Source organism: Streptomyces mabaensis, assembly GCF_053763515.1.
Map to the genome: position 1 here is coordinate 1 of NZ_JBSOPZ010000038.1, position 16,384 is coordinate 16,384.

Below are 16,384 nucleotides of genomic sequence, written 5' to 3' on the forward strand. Positions count from 1 at the left end.
GGGGGGGGGGGGGGGGGGTGGGGTGGGGGGGGGGGGGGGGGGGGGGGGGGGGGGGGGGGGGGTGGGGGTGGTGGGGGGGGGGGGGGGGGGGGGGGGGGGGGGGGGGGGTTCTCCCCCCCCCTCCCCCCCCCCCCCCCCCCCCCCCCGGTCCACGTATCCCACACTCCGTCAGGCGTGCTCGCGCCAGCCGTTGGTGATCGGCAGCCGGCGGTCCTTGCCGAACCCCTTCGCGGAGATCTTCGTGCCCGGCGGGTACTGACGGCGCTTGTACTCCGCCAGATCCACCATGCGCAGCGTCTTCGCCACCAGCTCCCGGTCGAAGCCCGCCGCGACGATCGACTCGAAGCCCTGGTCGCGGTCCACGTACAGGGAGAGGATCGCGTCGAGCACCGGATAGTCGGGCAGCGAGTCGGTGTCGACCTGGCCCGGCCGCAGTTCCGCGCTCGGCGGCTTGGAGAGGGAGTTCTCCGGGATCGGCGGGGTCTGGCCGCGCTCCTCCGCCGCCCGGTTCCGCCACCGCGCGAGGCGGAAGACGGACGTCTTGTAGACGTCCTTGATCGGGCCGTACGCGCCGACGGAGTCACCGTAGAGCGTCGAATACCCCACCGCGAGCTCGGACTTGTTGCCCGGCGCGAGCACGAGGTGGCCCTCCTGGTTGGAGACGGCCATCAGCATGGTGCCGCGCAGCCGCGACTGGAGGTTCTCCTCGGCGAGGCCGGTCAGCCCCAGCGATTCCATGTACGCGTCGAACATCGGGGCGATCGGTACGGTCCGGAAGTTGAGCCCGGTCCGGCGGGCCAGCTCGGCGGCGTCGTCCCTGGAGTGGTCCGAGGAGTACCGCGAGGGCATCGAGATGCCGTACACGTGCTGCGCGCCGACGGCGTCGCAGGCGATCGCCGCGACCAGGGCCGAGTCGATACCGCCGGACAGGCCGATCAGCACGGACCGGAAGCCGTTCTTGGCGACGTACGCGCGCAGGCCCACGACCAGCGCCGAGTAGACCTCCTCGTCGTCGTCGAGGCGGTCGGCGTAACCGCCGTCGACCTCGGCCTCGTACGCCGGTACGGGCTCCTCCGACAGGACGACGTGCTCGATGCGCAGCCCGTCGTCGACGACGCCCGCCGGCGCCTCGGCCGGCGCGGCCGGCAGATCGAGGTCCACGAGCACGCAGCCCTCGGCGAACTGCGGGGCGCGCGCGATGACTTCGCCGTCCTTGCCGACGACGATCGAGTCGCCGTCGAACACCAGCTCGTCCTGGCCGCCGATCATCGCCAGGTAGGCGGTGGTGCAGCCGGCCTCCTGCGCGCGCTTGCGGACCAGTTCGAGCCGGGTGTCGTCCTTGTTCTGCTCGTAAGGGGAGGCGTTGATGGAGACCAGCAGCCCAGCCCCGGCGGCCCGGGTGGCCGGCACGCGGCCGCCCTCCTGCCAGAGGTCCTCGCAGATGGCGAGCGCGACGTCGACGCCGCGCACCCGGATCACGGGCATCGAGTCGCCCGGCACGAAGTACCGGAACTCGTCGAAGACGCCGTAGTTCGGCAGGTGGTGCTTGGCGAAGGTCAGCGCGACCGCGCCCCGGTGCAGTACCGCGGCGGCGTTCTGCGGGGCGCCGGCCGGCTGGCCGTACCGCGGCTGGGCCTTCTCGGACCGGTCCAGGTACCCGACGACGACCGGCAGCTCGCCGAATCCCTCGTCGGCGAGGCGCCGGGCGAGCGCGCGGAGTGCGTCGCGCGAGGCCTGGACGAAGGTCGAGCGCAGGGCGAGGTCCTCGACGGGGTAGCCGGTCAGCACCATCTCGGGGAACGCCACCAGATGGGCGCCCTGCTCGGCGGAGTGCCGGGTCCATTGGACGATCGATTCGGCGTTGGCGGCGAGGCTGCCGACGGTCGAGTCGATCTGATTCAGAGCGAGGCGTAGTTGAGGCACGCGGCCCAGTGTAATCGTCGCTCTGACGCGATGCCCTGGCGGGCGGCGGTACCGGGCGCGCATCCGTGCCCGGCGCCAGCCGGGCGGCGGTGCGCGGAACGCCGGGTGCCGTGTGCCGGCCGGGCGGCGGTGCGCGCGGTGCCCCTGGCCCGGCGCGGCACGCGTGCGGGTTCGGCGGCGCCGCGGCGGTCCCGGTCAGTCGGCGGGGGCACGGTAGCGCGGGTTCCGCGGCGGCGCGTGGAGCGGTGGTACGCGCTACGTGCGTGGGATCGGCTGCGGCGGCTGAGCGGCTTGTCTCCCATCGGCTGCGCGGCGCTGCACGGTGCCGGCCGGCCGGGCGGGCGGGGGCGGCGGTACTGTTCGTCGCGGTTCGGCGACGAACGACACGGCGTTCGTCGGGCGTGCGGTCCCTCCGTCCGGCGGTCAGCCCGGGGCCTGCGGCCGGTCGGTCCTGCGGTCCGCCTGCAGGCGGGGTGGCGGGCGGGGCGCGTTGGTGGTGGGCCGGCCAGGAGGGGCGTACATGATGTTCGTGCGGGTCGGTGGTGTGCCGCTGCATGTGGTCGTCGAGGGCAGCGGACCGGTGTGCGTGCTGAGCGCCGGGCTCGCGATGAGCTGGTACGACTGGGACCCGGTGGTCCCGCTGCTGACCCCCTCCCGTACCGTCGTCCGCTTCGACCGGCCCGGGCACGGACTGAGCGCCCCCGCCGCCGTACCGCCCACCGCCGCCGGCGAGGCGCACCGCATCGCGGGGCTGCTGGACGCGCTCGGGCTGCCCGGTCCGGCCACGGTCGTCGGGCACTCCATCGCCGGTTTCCACGTGGAGGCGTTCGCCCGCCTCCAGCCCGTCCGTACCGCCGGTGTCGTCCTGGTCGACGGCAGCGTCGAGGAGGACGCCCGGACCCAAGCCGCCCCCGCCCTGCGTACGGCCGCCGCCCGAGCCCTCGGATCGGCGCTCACCGCCGTCGGCGCCCCCGCCGCGCTCGGTCCGCTCACCCGCCGGGCGGTCGTACGGGTCTCGCGCCCGAGCGGCGGTGATCCGGCGCCCGACGCACTCGTACGCCGCTGCTACCGCACCGGGCGCGTGCTGCGCGGCGCACTGCTGGAGAACGCGCGCTACCGCGACGTCGCCGCGGAACTGCTCGCGCTGCGCGCGCGGTACCCGCTCCCCGACGTGCCGGTGACGGTGCTCGCCGCCCACGACGGGAGCAGCGGCCGGCGCTCGCTGCGGTGGCTGGAGCGGCAGGCCGCACTGGCCGACCGGCTCGGCGCGCGCTTCGACGTCGCGGAGCCGTCCGGACACCTGGTCATGCTGGACCAGCCGCAGGCGGTCGCCCGGGCGGTGCTCGGCCGCCCGCCCGGCCCGGTGTCCACAGACTCCGGGGCGGGCGGGCGTACCCGCGTGTGAGGCGTGTCGCGTCAGGCGCGTGGCTTGGCGCCCCGCTGTTTCAACAGGTCAGCCATCAGCGCCATTTCGGACTCCTGCGCGTCCACCATGCCCTGGGCCAGCTTCCGTTCCGTACCGACCTCGCAGAGGTCGGCGCAGCCCTGGGCCATGGTCACACCGCCCTGGTGGTGGTCGGTCATCAGCTGGAGGTAGAGGATCTCGGCCTCCTTGCCCTCCGCCTCGGCCAGTGCGGCGAGCTCGGCCTTGGTCGCCATGCCGGGCATGAGCGAGCCGTCACCCGTCTCGTGCCCACCGCGACCACCCTGCCCGCCGTGCCCACCGTGCGTGCCGCCGTGCTCACCGGACTTCGTCCCGGACGCCATCCACGCCATCGGCTCGCCCATGGAGATCTTCGGCAGCTCCCACAGGTCCAGCCAGCCGAGCAGCATGCCCCGCTGGTTGGCCTGCGTATTGGCGATGTCGTACGCCAGCCGCCGTACCTCCTCGTCCTTCGTACGGTCACGCACGATGAACGACATCTCCACCGCCTGCTGGTGGTGGACCGCCATGTCCCGGGCGAAGCCGGCGTCCGCCGAGTCCTCGGCCGGGGTGGCTGCCCGCGCCGCTGATCCGCCGCTCGCCGTCGCGACCGTGGCCGCCGCCGCGACGAGCAGCGCGAGGACGACGGCCGCGATGGCGGCCCAGTGCGTCCGGGTCAACGCCCGCGTCACTGCTCGCCCAGTCCGCCGGTGCACGCCGCGCCCGGCTCAGGCGTCTGGGGGCCCTGGACGTACTTGGTGAAGAACTGGTCCACCCGGGGGTCGTCGGCGCCGTCCACCGTCACCTGCTTGCCCCACGCGCTCAGCATGATCGCACCGGACTGCTCCTTGACCGGGCTCATCAGCGAGTACGAGGTCTTGCCGACCTTGTCGGCGAGCTTCTTGACGTCCGCATCCGACGCCTTGTCGTTGTACGTCACCCAGACCGCGCCGTGCTCCAGCGAGTGCACGGCGTTCACCTCCGGGATCGGCTGCTTGTACACGTCACGGTCGCAGTTCATCCAGGCCTGGTGGTGGTCGCCGCCGACCGGGGGCTTCATCGGGTACGTCACGGCCGTGGTGACGTGGTTGCGGCCGAGCTTCTTGGCGTCCCAGCTCTTCTCGCCGGTCACCGGCGCCTTGACGGCCGCCTCCTGCTTCGCCTTCTTCTCCGACTCCTTGTTCAGGACGTACGCGCCGAGGCCGACGAGCCCGCCGACGACGGCCACGCTGACGGTGATGGCGATGATGCGGTTGCGGCGGTCACGCGCCTTCTCGGCGCGCCGCATCTCCTCTATTCGGGCCTTGCGTGAGCTGTTCTGGTGCTGGTTCTTGGTGGAAGCCATGGGAGGTGTCCTTCGGCGGGGAGGGAAACAGGGGGACGACAACCGTGGTGCGAGTCCCGGCTCACGTCCGCAGCACTTGAAGGACATGGAGGTCGGGGGCCCGGGCCTGAGCCCCCGTGGCGCGTACGGCGGCGGCGTCCCGGAGCAGCCCGCCGTACTGTACGTCGGCCACGGTGACCGGGGCGGCGGGCGGCGGGACCGTCAGTACCGCCGGGGCCAGATGCGAGAAGGTGCCGCAGTCCGAGCGGTCGAACGGGCAGGTGTACTCGGCACTGGCACGGGCAGTCGTACTCGACGCGGCGTGCGGCGTGCCCGTACCCGCGGCCGCACCCGTGCCCGGATCGCCGCCGCGGTGGGGGTCACCGGCGCTCAGACAGAGGAAAAGCCCGGCCAGCAGCGTCACCGCGGCGCACAGCAGCGCCGCGGGGCGCCTGATGCGCTCGCGCCGTCTGTGCCGGGATCCCCCCATGGGGCCAGATGGTAGTGGGCACGGGCGTGCCGCATGTCATACGGGTTGCGTAATGTGGCCGAAACTACGGGTCGGGATACTGGGACTTCTCCCCTCTGCCCGGGCGGTGGTGCACAGGCCGTCTGAACTGCAAGGATGTAGCTATGGACAAGCAGCAGGAATTCGTGCTCCGTACGCTCGAGGAGCGCGACATCCGCTTCGTGCGCCTGTGGTTCACCGATGTGCTCGGCTTCCTCAAGTCGGTCGCGGTGGCTCCTGCGGAGCTGGAGCAGGCCTTCGACGAAGGCATTGGCTTCGACGGCTCCGCGATCGAGGGCTTCGCGCGGGTGTACGAATCGGACATGATCGCCAAGCCGGACCCCGGCACCTTCCAGATCCTGCCGTGGCGGGCCGAGGCCCCTGGGACCGCCCGGATGTTCTGCGACATCCTGATGCCGGACGGTTCGCCGTCCTTCGCGGACCCGCGGTACGTACTGAAGCGCATCCTGGCCAAGACCTCCGACCTGGGCTTCACCTTCTACACCCACCCGGAGATCGAGTTCTTCCTGCTGAAGAACAAGCCGCTCGACGGCTCGGTGCCCACGCCCGCCGACAACTCCGGGTACTTCGACCACACCCCGCAGAACGTCGGCATGGACTTCCGCCGGCAGGCGATCACCATGCTCGAATCCATGGGCATCTCGGTCGAGTTCAGCCACCACGAGGGCGCCCCCGGCCAGCAGGAGATCGACCTCCGCTACGCCGACGCGCTCTCCACGGCCGACAACATCATGACCTTCCGCCTGGTCATGAAGCAGGTGGCGCTGGAGCAGGGCGTGCAGGCGACGTTCATGCCGAAGCCGTTCTCGGAGTACCCGGGCTCCGGCATGCACACGCACCTCTCGCTCTTCGAGGGCGACCGCAACGCGTTCTACGAGTCGGGTGCGGAGTACCAGCTCTCCAAGGTCGGCCGCTCCTTCATCGCGGGCCTGCTCAGGCACGCCGCCGAGATCTCGGCGGTCACCAACCAGTGGGTCAACTCCTACAAGCGCATCTGGGGCGGCTCGGCCCGCACGGCCGGCTCCGGCGGCGAGGCCCCCTCGTACATCTGCTGGGGCCACAACAACCGCTCGGCCCTGATCCGCGTCCCGATGTACAAGCCCGGCAAGACCGGCTCCTCGCGCGTGGAGGTCCGCTCGATCGACTCCGGCGCGAACCCGTACCTGACGTACGCGGTGCTCCTGGCGGCGGGCCTGAAGGGCATCGAGGAGGGCTACGAACTCCCGGCGGGCGCGGACGACGACGTCTGGGCCCTGTCCGACGCGGAGCGCCGGGCGATGGGCATCGAACCGCTCCCGCAGAACCTGGGCGAGGCGATCACGCTGATGGAGCGGAGCGAACTGGTCGCCGAGACGCTGGGCGAGCACGTCTTCGACTTCTTCCTGCGCAACAAGAAGCAGGAGTGGGAGGAGTACCGCTCGGAGGTCACCGCCTTCGAACTCCGCAAGAACCTCCCGGTGCTGTAACCGCAGGTCAGGAGCGGTACCTCACCAGAACAACGGTCCGGGCCGGCGGCACTATGCCGCCGGCCCGGACCGTTGTCAAGGCCCGATTATCCGCGTCGTGACCCGGGTTCCTGCTTGGGGCGCAATGGGAGTCACGGACGACGGCACGGGGCGGGCAGACAGCCCGCTTGCCTCATCCGCGTACCGATCCCGTTGCTCTGCGAAAGGACGCCTCTCTCATGACCGTCACAAGGACCCGACGCTTCGTCCTCCTCATGGCAACGACCGCCTTCGCTGCCGGAGGCGTCTCGCTGTCGTCCACCGCGTTCGCCGCCCCGAGCACTCCGCCCCCGAGCGTCGCCTCCGAAGTCGAAGACCCCGTTGACGAAGTCGATGACCCCGTTAACACCTACAAGCACCCCAGGATCCCCAGGGGCGAGGACATCATCATGGACGACGGCCGGCAGGGTGCTGACCCTCCTGCTGCGCCTGGTGGCTCTGGTGACGTTGCTCGTGGTGGCGATGTTGCGCCTCCCGAGGACCCTGATGGGTCTGGTGACGATGCTCGTGGTGGTGACGTTGCGCCTCCCGAGGACCCTGATGGGTCTGGTGACGATGCTCGTGGTGGCGATGTTGCGCCTCCCGAGGCGCCTGATGGGTCTGGTGACGTTGCTCGCGGTGGCGACGTTGCGCCTCCTGACAGTGGTGCTGGCGTCCCCCGTGATGACATCGACTACGGCGGCTGGACCCCGCCATCCAGCTCTGGTCCCATCGTTAAGTGACCCGCTGCCCGGGGTCCGGCGGCGAGGCCGGCCTGGCGATCAGGGGCCGGAGCTGCGGGCGTTTTGCGGTGCGGCCGTCGCCGGAGGACTGCCGGCGCAGGCGGCGTCCCAGCCAGGGGCCGAGGAACGCGGCCGCCCAGCGCAGTTCGGCTCCTGCGGCTTGCCGGCGAGTGGGCGCCGCCTGGGGCGGCAGGGGAAGCGTCCAGGCGTCGTCGCTTCCGGGCAGGCGGATGGCGTGGGCGACGGCCGCGGCGATCCGCTCGTGGCCGAGCGGGCCGGCGTGGAGCCGGTCCGCGGTCCACAGCCGGGGGTCGGTGGCGACCGCCTGCCGGGCGGTTTCGGCGACCGTGACCCCGTGACGGGCGGCCGCGGCTCGGATACGGGTATTGAGGTCGAACACGCGGGATCTGACCGGCCGGGCCAGGGGTGCGATCTTCCCGACGTCGGGGAAGGTGAGGGTGACCACGTGGGCTCCGGCGGCCGTGAGCGCGGCGAACATCTCTTCCAGGTGCCCGGCCACCTCCGCGGCGTCGAAGCGGGGCCGGAGCAGATCATTGACCCCGGCCACGACGGTGGCCAGGTCGGGGCGCAGGGCCAGGGCGGGCCCGAGCTGCTCGGCGCGGACCTGGCCGGCGACCCGTCCTCGTACGGCCAGATTGGCGTACTGGAGCGAGGGGTTGACGGCCGCGAGGTGCTCGGCGAACCGGTCGGCCCAGCCCCGTAGGCCCACCGTGTCGTCCCCGTCGCCGAGCCCTTCGGTCTGGCTGTCACCCAGGGCGACGTAGCGCAGGTATTCACCGCTCGGCACGAGTGGTCCGCCTTTCCCGCAGAACGGCCGCGATGCGCAGGCACCAGTCCCGGTGTTCCTGCTCGAAGGCCAGGCCGCGCAGGCAGGTCAGATACGGCCCGATCCGCTCGCCGTGGCGGAGGAACTCCTGCTCGTCCACATCGCCGCGCATCTGCCGCAGCAGCTTGCCGAGAAGCTCGATCTTGGCCTCGGCCGCGGACGCGCGCTCTTCGAGCTGTTCGATGACCGGCTCGGTGCCGATGCGGTCGGCGGCCTGGACCTTGACGAGCAGATCATCGCGGATGAACGAGGGCTTCGACACGGCTGCGGCGAACTTCTCCAGCTCGGCGCGACCGGCGTCGGTGACCCGGAACAGACGCTTGTTGGGCCGGGTCTCCTGGACCACCTGACGGCCGGCGACCAGCCCTTCCTTCTCCAGCTTGGTCAGCTCGGCGTACAGCTGTTGGGGCAGGGCGTGCCAGAAGTTCGCGACGCCGATGTCGAACGCCTTCGCCAGTTGGTATCCGCTGTACTCGCCGTCCAGCAGCGCCGCCAGTACGGCATGTCGCAAGGCCATCGAAGCAGCCCCTTCCCTTTCCTCGCCCGGCACTGCATCATACTCAAGAAAGTGACTAGTCACATCCTTGATTATCGCTGTGTATCAGGATCAGTATCAGGAGGGGTCATGGAGACTGCTGAACGCTTCCGCGCCGCCGTGGAGAAGCGCGATCTCGCCGCACTGGACGACCTGTTCACCGAGGACATCCGCCTCTACAGCCCGGTGAAGTTCACCCCGTTCGAGGGCAAGCCCATGGTGCTGGGACTCTTCGGGGTTCTGCTGCGCACGTTCGAGGACTTCCGCTACATCGGAGACTTCGAGGGCAGCGCCGAGACCAGTACCGACGGTGAAGAAGCGCCGTCGGAGATCCTGCTCTTCCGGGCCACCGTGGACGGCAAGCAGATCCACGGGATCGACCTGCTCCAGTTCGACGAGACGGGCCGGGTCAAGGAGTTCACCGTGATGGTGCGCCCCCAGTCCGCTGTGCACGCCCTGGGGCAGGCGGTACTCGCCGGCCTGGTCGCGGACGGCCTCGTCCCCAGGCCGGTCGAACGCTAGGCCTGGCGAGGCCGCGCCGTCGATCAACCGAAATACGATTCGAGCGTGCCGCGACGCCGGACATCGAGTGTCGCGCAGTGGAACGAGCCGCCGAACGGCGCGTAGTGCAGCAGGTCGCAGGGGATCGGCTCGAACCCCCATTTCTCGAGCGCGCGCAGCATGTCGGTGTGGTGCCGCTCCGCGATCACCCGTTTGTCGTCGATCATGAGAATGTTCATGCTGAGCCATTTGCCGCACAGCGAGGTGATCTTGAGTAGACGCTCGTCGATCGGGTTGGGCTCGGGGGCGACCAGAATGTCCCATGAGCTCAGGACGTCGGGCAGGCGGTCGACGTCGATGTATTCAGGGTTGACCAGTGCCTTGCCGGGCGAGAGCAAGAGGAACGTGGTGTCGATGTGCATCGGCGTGCGGCAGCGGCTCTCGATCTCGTGGATGCGATAGCCGGGTCCGAGATGGCGGCGCAACCAGTCGATGCCCATCTGGTTGGTGACATTGCTCCGAGTGACGAACAGGTCGCGTCCCGCGCGCACGAAATCCGCCGCGTCGAACACCGGCTCGAACTCGGTGAGGATGTAGCGCATGGGCTCGCCTGCCTCGGGGATCCGGAAATCCGCCTCGAACAGTGCGTCGGTGAGCTGCGGCTTCGGTGCCGCCGTCCAGCGCGCGCCGCGCCGGAAGTAGTCCTTGAGAATCGGGCGATAGGAGTGGGTCTCGAAATATCGGCACGGCCATGCCATCGGGGTCTCGATGATCTCGTCGCCGATCACGAGCATGCTGTCGCGGGGACAGGTGTTGCAGAAACCGCGCGACGTCCAGTCGGGGGTGCCGAAACGTTGCCTGTGGTCGACCGCGTCCGGGCGCCTGACCGTGACGCCGAGGGACTGCAGGAGCGTGATGAACTGATCGAGCTCATCCTGCGCCCGCTCGATCAGCACGCGCGGATACTTGAAGCCGGCGGCAAGCCCCTGCAACCGCGCCGCCCATGGTGGGATGTTGCAGGCCACGACCGGATGGCTGGAGGGGATCGTCGCGCCATCGAGACGCCCGACGATGATCTCCTCCAGCGGGTCCCACTCGTTGTGTGAATTGACCGGCGAAACGAGAGGTTCCGCAGCGTCGGCAGTCGTGGCCGGTGGGGCATCTGCCGCCGCCAGAATGCCGGGCCTCTGCACTACCGCCATGCTCAACCGCTTTCGATCGCAGAAGTCAGTAACTCAATATAACCAATACGTTACCTAGAGTGAACGTGGCATGGGCTGGTGCGCGTCGGCGCGGGCGAAGTGGCAGCCGTGGAACAGATGGTCAGGTCACTCGGCGACTCGGCTGCGGCCATGTCAGACATCTCGCCGTCCGATACCTCACCGAAGACGTGGCGAGCCCGCTGGAACTGCCTCCAGGGCTTGCCCGCCGCCGATGAGCTGAGGTGGAAGGCGGGCCGGCAGCCGGGGTCCGGTTCGGGCTGAGCCTACGGCCAGGTGGTTCGGTAGTGCTTCAGTTCCCCGTCGTCCGCCACCAGGCGCATGCCCGCCGCCGTCATCACCTGCTGCGATGCGATGTTGTCGTGCGCGGTGTCGCCCCGCACGCACCTGACGCCGCGGGCGCGGGCCAGCAGGAGCAGTTCGCGGAGCGCCTCCGTGGCGTAGCCCCGGCCTCGTGCCGACGGGATCAGGCCGTAGCCGATCGTCACGGTGCCGTCCTGGTCCGGGGCGCCGTGGAAGCCCAGGCCGCCTATCGCCCGGCCGTCCTCGCGGCGGCGGATCTCGTACGCGCCGAACGGCCGCGGGTCGCCGGAGCCCGCGCAGGTGTCCAGGAAGCGCCGGGCTCCGGCCACGTCGCCCTCGGCCGGGTAGCCGGGTGCCCAGCGGGCGCCGTCGGCCGGCTGCCCGGCCACCACCTGAGCCGCCTCGGCCGCGTTCAGCGCGTGGAGCACCAGCCGCTCCGTTACAAGATCGTCCATGGCACTGTGGCCTATCACGCGGGGTGGCCCGGCCGCACGCGGATTAACCGCACGCGGTTAGTACTCCAGCTGTAGTGATCGCTGCTGGTGGCGGCGTCGCCAGTCGGACCATCGGAGCCGGGGTGGTTCCGGAGGTGGGGTGACGGCGGTGCGGTGGTCGACGGCCATCGGTGAGGCCAACTCCTCTTCCGTCCAAGAGGGTTGATGCAGCTCATTCAGTAGCCATGGCTACTATAGCCATGTACTGTACTTTTCCATGAGCCCGACACCAGACGGCCCGTACGACGACTCGGCCCGCTCGCATGCCTCGGCCCGCCCACCCGGTCCGTCCCCCGGATTCCTCGTATGGCGGCTCTCGATGAAGTGGCGGGTCGCCGTGGATCGGGCCCTCGCACCGCTCGGCCTCACCCACGCCCAGTACTCACTGCTCGCCTCCCTGTACGGCATGGCCGCCGGCGGCGGCAAACCGAGTCAGCGGCGGCTCGCGGACCACACCGGCCTCGAACCCCTCTACGTATCCAAACTCGTCCGCACACTGGAGAGTTCGGACCTGCTCGAGCGCACCAAGGACCCCGACGACAGCCGCGCGGTCCAGCTCGCGCTCACCCCGCGGGGCAGCGCGACCACCGGCGAGGCGATCGGCGTGGTCCAGGAGCTCCTGGACCGACTGCTCGCACCGCTCGGCGGGCTCGACGGCCGGCGGACCGGAACCTTCGCCCGTGAACTGCGGACCCTGCTCGACGTACCCCCCCGATCCCTCCCCGAAGGAGTCGTGATCATGTCCACTGCCACCACACCCAGCGTGAACGGCCAGGTTGTCGCCCTGGCGCACTACGCCACCAAAGCCGTCCTGGAGCAGGAACTCGCCCCGGTGGGCCTCACCTATCTGCAGTCCCTGTCGCTGAACTTCACTTCGGCGCAAGGCGGTTCCGCGACCCGGGAGAGCATCGCCGGCCGGCTGCAGGAGGCCCTGAAGATCGAGGAGGCGGCGGCCCTTGCTCCGGTCGCGGAACTGCTCGAGGCCGGGCTGCTCGAGGCGGCCGACGGGTCGGTCGTCCGCCTGACGGAGCAGGGCAGGGCCCTGCAGGAGGAGACCAGCGGATACGGTGCGGCGATCGCCGCCCGGGTCTATGCCGGCTTCACCCCCGAGGAGCTGGCCACAGCCGGGCGCGTCCTGTCGGTCGTCACGGCCCGCGCCAACGCCGAACTCGCCGGCGAGCAGTCCGACTGACGACGCCGCCACCAGTAGCGGTCACGCACCAGTCACTACCAGCGACAGACCGCATCCCAGACATGAAGATCACGATCTACAGCTGGAGTATGAGGGCCTGTCCGCCGGACAGGCCCTAGCCGGACACCCCCTGAGCAGTCGCCTGCGCGAAGCGCCAGCGGGTCTGGCTGTACGGGTTCTTGCCGAAGCCGAACGCCGTCTTCGGCTCGACCCTGAAGACCTCCGCCCGGTGGCCCTCGGCCCAGAACGCTCCGTCGCGCACGTCGAAGTGCCACTCGCTGCTGTACTTCGCCTCGTACCGGTCGGCGGCGCGCTGCAGCGACTTCTCGCCCGTCTCCGCCACCGCCTCGCCCTCGATCACCAGGTCGAAGCCCTCGCGCAGGGCATTGGCGCCGGTGGTGAGGACGACGTTCGGGTTCGCGTCCAGGTTCCTCGCCTTCCGCTCGTCCGCGCCCGTGCAGAAGTACAGCGCGTCGTCGACCCAGACCGCCAGCAGCGGGGTGACATGCGGGCGGCCGTCCGGTCGTACGGTCGACAACCAGAAGATCTCGGCCGTCTCCAGGTGGCGTACCGCCTCGAACCACGGGGTCGCCTCCGCGTCCGAGCTGCTGTACTTGGTGTCCAGTTCGGTCAGCGGGCCGATGGGGGGCTGGTGCGTCGCCGTCATGGCTGATGTCCTTCCGCTCGCAGGGGAGTGCCTGGGCCTTCTCAGTGTGGACTGCATGCGCCCGCGGAACTCATCGGTACACGCCCGCCGGGCCGCCGTCCCGCGGGTTAGGCTCAGGACCGGACCTTGATCGGACGGAGGCGGCGGGATGACGTCGGTGCCCGGGCGCAGAAGCAGTACGTTCACGCGGCTGCTCCGGCACGGCTTCACTGACCCGTCCGCCGCCGGGCGGCTGCTCGACGCCCCCGAGCTGACCTCCGTACGCACCGACCCGGTGCTGCTCGACGCCCTCGGCATCACCGCCGACCCCGACCTCGCGCTGCGCGGGCTCGTACGGCTGGTCGAGGCCCAGGACCCGGAGGAGCGGCGGGCCCTGCTGTCCACCCTGGTCACCGCCAAGCCGCTGCGTGACCGGCTGCTCGGGGTGCTCGGCGCCTCCGAGGCGCTGGGCGACCACCTGGCCCGGCACCCGCGCGACTGGCACGCGCTGGTCACGTACGAGTCCGCCGACCTGCACCCGGGTGTCCAGGAGTTCGAGCGCGGCCTGGCCGAGGCGACCGACCCCGTGGCGCTGCGGATCGCCTACCGCCGCTGCCTGCTGTCGATAGCGGCACGTGACGTCTGCGGTACGACCGATGTCGCGCAGGCGGCGGCCGAGCTGGCCGACCTCGCCACGGCGACCCTGCGGGCCGCTCTCGCCATCGCCCGCGCCGCCGCGCCCGAGGACGCCGCGATGTGCCGGCTCGCGGTCATCGCGATGGGCAAGTGCGGCGGACACGAGCTGAACTACGTCTCCGACGTGGACGTCATCTTCGTCGGCGAGCCCGTGAACGGCGTGGCCGAGGCCAAGGCGCTGGGCGCCGCGACACGCCTCGCCTCGCATCTGATGCGGATCTGCTCCGAGACGACGGTCGAGGGCACGATCTGGCCGGTCGACGCCAATCTGCGGCCCGAGGGCCGGAACGGCCCGCTGGTGCGCACCCTGTCGTCGCATCTGGCCTACTACCAGCGCTGGGCCAAGACCTGGGAGTTCCAGGCGCTGCTGAAGGCCCGCGCCGTTGCGGGCGATTCCGCGCTGGGCGCCGAGTACGAGGCCGCGGTGGCGCCGCTGGTGTGGCAGGCCGCCGAGCGCGAGAACTTCGTGCCCGACGTGCAGAAGATGCGCCGCCGCGTGGTCGACAACATCCCCGTCGCTCAGGTGGAGCGCGAGCTGAAGCTCGGTCCGGGCGGGCTGCGGGACGTGGAATTCGCCGTACAGCTCCTGCAGTTGGTGCACGGGCGCGGCGACGCCACGCTGCACAGCGGGACCACCCTGGACGCACTCCAGGCGCTGGCGGCCGGCGGCTACGTCGGGCGGGCGGACGCCGCACAGCTCGACGAGGCGTACCGTTTCCTGCGGGCGATGGAACACCGGATCCAGCTCTACCGGCTGCGCCGCACCCATCTCGTACCCGTGGACGAGGCCGATCTGCGGCGGCTCGGGCGCTCGCTCGGGCTGCGCACCGATCCGGTGGCCGAGCTGAACCAGGCCTGGCGGCGGCACGCCTCGGTGGTGCGGCGGCTGCACGAGAAGCTCTTCTACCGGCCGCTGCTCGACGCCGTCGCCCAGCTCACGCCCGGCGAGGCCCGGCTGAGCCCCAAGGCGGCGGGCCAGCGGCTGGAGGCCCTCGGTTACGCGGACCCCGCCGCCGCGCTCCGGCATCTGGAGGCGCTCGCCTCCGGGGTGACCCGCAAGGCGGCGATCCAGCGCACGCTGCTGCCCGTCCTGCTCGGCTGGTTCGCGGACTCCGCCGACCCCGACGCGGGCCTGCTCGGCTTCCGCAAGGTCTCCGACGCACTCGGCAAGACCCCGTGGTACCTGCGGCTGCTCCGCGACGAGGGCGCGGCCGCCGAGAACCTCGCCCGAGTGCTGTCCGCCGGGCGCTTCGCCCCCGACCTGCTGCTGCGGGCGCCGGAGGCGGTCGCCCTGCTCGGCGACCCGGGCGGGCTGAAGCCGCGCGGCCGTGACCATCTGGAGCCGGAGGTGATGGCGGCGGTCAACCGCGCGGGCACCGCCGAGGCCGCGGTCGCGGCGGCGCGCGGGGTGCGGCGGCGGGAGCTGTTCCGTACCGCCGCGGCGGACATCGTCGGCTCGTACGGGACGGAGGACAGCCCCGCGGAGGAGGACGCCGGCGCGCTGGTCGACCTGGTCGGCAGGGCCGTCACCGACCTCAACGCGGCGACCGTCGCCGGCGCGCTGCGGGCCGCGGTGCGCGAGCAGTGGGGCGACGAGCTGCCCACCCGCTTCGCGGTCATCGGCATGGGCCGCTTCGGCGGCCAGGAGCTCGCGTACGGCTCGGACGCGGACGTGCTGTTCGTCCACGAACCGCGCGAGGGGGTCGCCGAGCACGAGGCGGCCAGGGCCGCGCAGACCGTCGTCACGGAGATGCGCCGGCTGCTCCAACTGCCCACCGCCGACCCGCCGCTGCTCATCGACGCGGATCTGCGCCCGGAGGGCAAGAGTGGCCCGCTGGTACGGACGCTCCCGTCGTACGCCGCGTACTACCGGCGCTGGTCGCTGGTCTGGGAGAGCCAGGCACTGCTGCGGGCCGCGCCGATGGCGGGCGACGACGAGCTGGGCCGCCGCTTCATCGACCTGATCGATCCGCTGAGGTATCCGGCGGAGGGGCTGGGCGAGGACGCGGTGCGCGAGATCCGCCGGCTGAAGGCCCGGATGGAGTCGGAGCGGCTGCCGCGCGGCGCCGACCCGACGCTGCACACCAAGCTCGGCCGGGGCGGGCTGAGCGATGTCGAGTGGACGGTCCAGCTGGTGCAGATGCGGCACGGCTGGGCGGAGCCGGGCCTGCGCACCACGCGCACCCGCGAGGCGCTCGCCGCGGCGCACGCGGCCGGCCTGATCGCCACCGAGGACGCCCAGATCCTGGACGAGGCATGGGTCCTGGCGACGCGCGTACGCAACGCGGTGATGCTGGTACGCGGCCGGGCGGGTGACACGTTCCCCTCGGCCGGCCGTGAACTAGCCGCGGTGGGGCGGTACTTGGGGTACGGGCCGGGGCGCGCCGGCGAACTGATCGACGACTACCGGCGCACGACGCGGCGCGCCAGGGCGGTCGTCGAGGAGCTGTTCTACGGGGCGTAAGGGCGTGGGGGAGTAGGGGCGCGTCGCCCACCGCCCACCGGACTCACCGCAACGGCCGAA

At 71.2% G+C, this 16,384-nt stretch carries 13 protein-coding genes and 1 pseudogene; 5 read left to right on the forward strand and 9 right to left on the reverse strand.

The features are described 5' to 3' along the window. Positions 1 to 168: 168 nt before the first annotated feature. A complete protein-coding gene (locus ACWV17_RS27860; protein WP_455356292.1) occupies positions 169 to 1,923 on the reverse strand; it encodes an NAD+ synthase in 1,755 nt (584 codons plus the stop codon). A gap of 520 nt (positions 1,924 to 2,443) precedes the next feature. Between ACWV17_RS27860 and ACWV17_RS27865 the strand changes: the two genes are divergently transcribed. Beyond that, on the forward strand, positions 2,444 to 3,328 hold the full coding sequence (locus tag ACWV17_RS27865) for an alpha/beta fold hydrolase (protein WP_455361847.1): 885 nt from the start codon (positions 2,444 to 2,446) through the stop codon (positions 3,326 to 3,328). 11 nt (positions 3,329 to 3,339) lie between these two features. Here the strand turns inward: ACWV17_RS27865 and ACWV17_RS27870 are convergent, their stop codons facing one another. From ACWV17_RS27870 to ACWV17_RS27880, 3 genes are all read right to left on the reverse strand, one after another. Then, positions 3,340 to 4,026: a DUF305 domain-containing protein gene (locus ACWV17_RS27870; RefSeq protein WP_455361848.1), complete on the reverse strand. Its 687-nt coding sequence runs from the start codon at positions 4,024 to 4,026 to the stop codon at positions 3,340 to 3,342. Positions 4,027 to 4,034: 8 nt separating this feature from the next. Beyond that, positions 4,035 to 4,691, reverse strand: a complete 657-nt coding sequence (locus ACWV17_RS27875; RefSeq protein WP_455361849.1) for a DUF3105 domain-containing protein — start codon at positions 4,689 to 4,691, stop codon at positions 4,035 to 4,037. 61 nt (positions 4,692 to 4,752) lie between these two features. Further along, positions 4,753 to 5,160, reverse strand: coding sequence for a hypothetical protein (locus ACWV17_RS27880; RefSeq protein ID WP_455361850.1), 408 nt, complete (start codon positions 5,158 to 5,160; stop codon positions 4,753 to 4,755). Between the two features lie 143 nt (positions 5,161 to 5,303). Here ACWV17_RS27880 and glnA point away from each other — a divergent pair, with 143 nt between their 5' ends. After that, entirely contained in the window at positions 5,304 to 6,665 is a 1,362-nt protein-coding gene (glnA, locus tag ACWV17_RS27885) for a type I glutamate--ammonia ligase (RefSeq protein ID WP_455356297.1), read from the forward strand. A gap of 753 nt (positions 6,666 to 7,418) precedes the next feature. Here glnA and ACWV17_RS27890 read toward each other — a convergent pair. After that, a complete protein-coding gene (locus tag ACWV17_RS27890; protein WP_455361851.1) occupies positions 7,419 to 8,234 on the reverse strand; it encodes an SGNH/GDSL hydrolase family protein in 816 nt (271 codons plus the stop codon). After that, complete coding sequence (locus ACWV17_RS27895) at positions 8,221 to 8,790, reverse strand: PadR family transcriptional regulator (RefSeq protein ID WP_455361852.1); 570 nt, start codon at positions 8,788 to 8,790, stop codon at positions 8,221 to 8,223. The genes ACWV17_RS27890 and ACWV17_RS27895 overlap by 14 nt, the downstream gene beginning before the upstream one ends. Before the next feature lie 108 nt (positions 8,791 to 8,898). Here ACWV17_RS27895 and ACWV17_RS27900 point away from each other — a divergent pair, with 108 nt between their 5' ends. After that, a complete protein-coding gene (locus tag ACWV17_RS27900) occupies positions 8,899 to 9,330 on the forward strand; it encodes a nuclear transport factor 2 family protein (RefSeq protein WP_455361853.1) in 432 nt (143 codons plus the stop codon). 23 nt (positions 9,331 to 9,353) lie between these two features. On the opposite strand, the gene ACWV17_RS27905 is transcribed toward ACWV17_RS27900, so the two are convergent. Both ACWV17_RS27905 and ACWV17_RS27910 read right to left on the reverse strand, forming a co-directional pair. Next, positions 9,354 to 10,511, reverse strand: coding sequence for an amidinotransferase (locus tag ACWV17_RS27905; protein WP_455361854.1), 1,158 nt, complete (start codon positions 10,509 to 10,511; stop codon positions 9,354 to 9,356). Positions 10,512 to 10,795: 284 nt separating this feature from the next. Beyond that, on the reverse strand, positions 10,796 to 11,287 hold the full coding sequence (locus ACWV17_RS27910; RefSeq protein WP_455361855.1) for a GNAT family N-acetyltransferase: 492 nt from the start codon (positions 11,285 to 11,287) through the stop codon (positions 10,796 to 10,798). A gap of 358 nt (positions 11,288 to 11,645) precedes the next feature. On the opposite strand from ACWV17_RS27910, the pseudogene ACWV17_RS27915 reads away from it, so the two are divergent. Further along, positions 11,646 to 12,035, forward strand: a pseudogene (locus ACWV17_RS27915) (MarR family winged helix-turn-helix transcriptional regulator); the annotation flags it as partial. Between the two features lie 598 nt (positions 12,036 to 12,633). Here the strand turns inward: ACWV17_RS27915 and ACWV17_RS27920 are convergent. Next, positions 12,634 to 13,185 (reverse strand): pyridoxamine 5'-phosphate oxidase family protein, encoded by a 552-nt coding sequence (locus ACWV17_RS27920; RefSeq protein WP_455361856.1) that lies wholly within the window; start codon positions 13,183 to 13,185, stop codon positions 12,634 to 12,636. 148 nt (positions 13,186 to 13,333) lie between these two features. Between ACWV17_RS27920 and ACWV17_RS27925 the strand changes: the two genes are divergently transcribed. Beyond that, positions 13,334 to 16,324, forward strand: coding sequence for a bifunctional [glutamine synthetase] adenylyltransferase/[glutamine synthetase]-adenylyl-L-tyrosine phosphorylase (locus ACWV17_RS27925; RefSeq protein WP_455361857.1), 2,991 nt, complete (start codon positions 13,334 to 13,336; stop codon positions 16,322 to 16,324). Positions 16,325 to 16,384 lie beyond the last annotated feature (60 nt).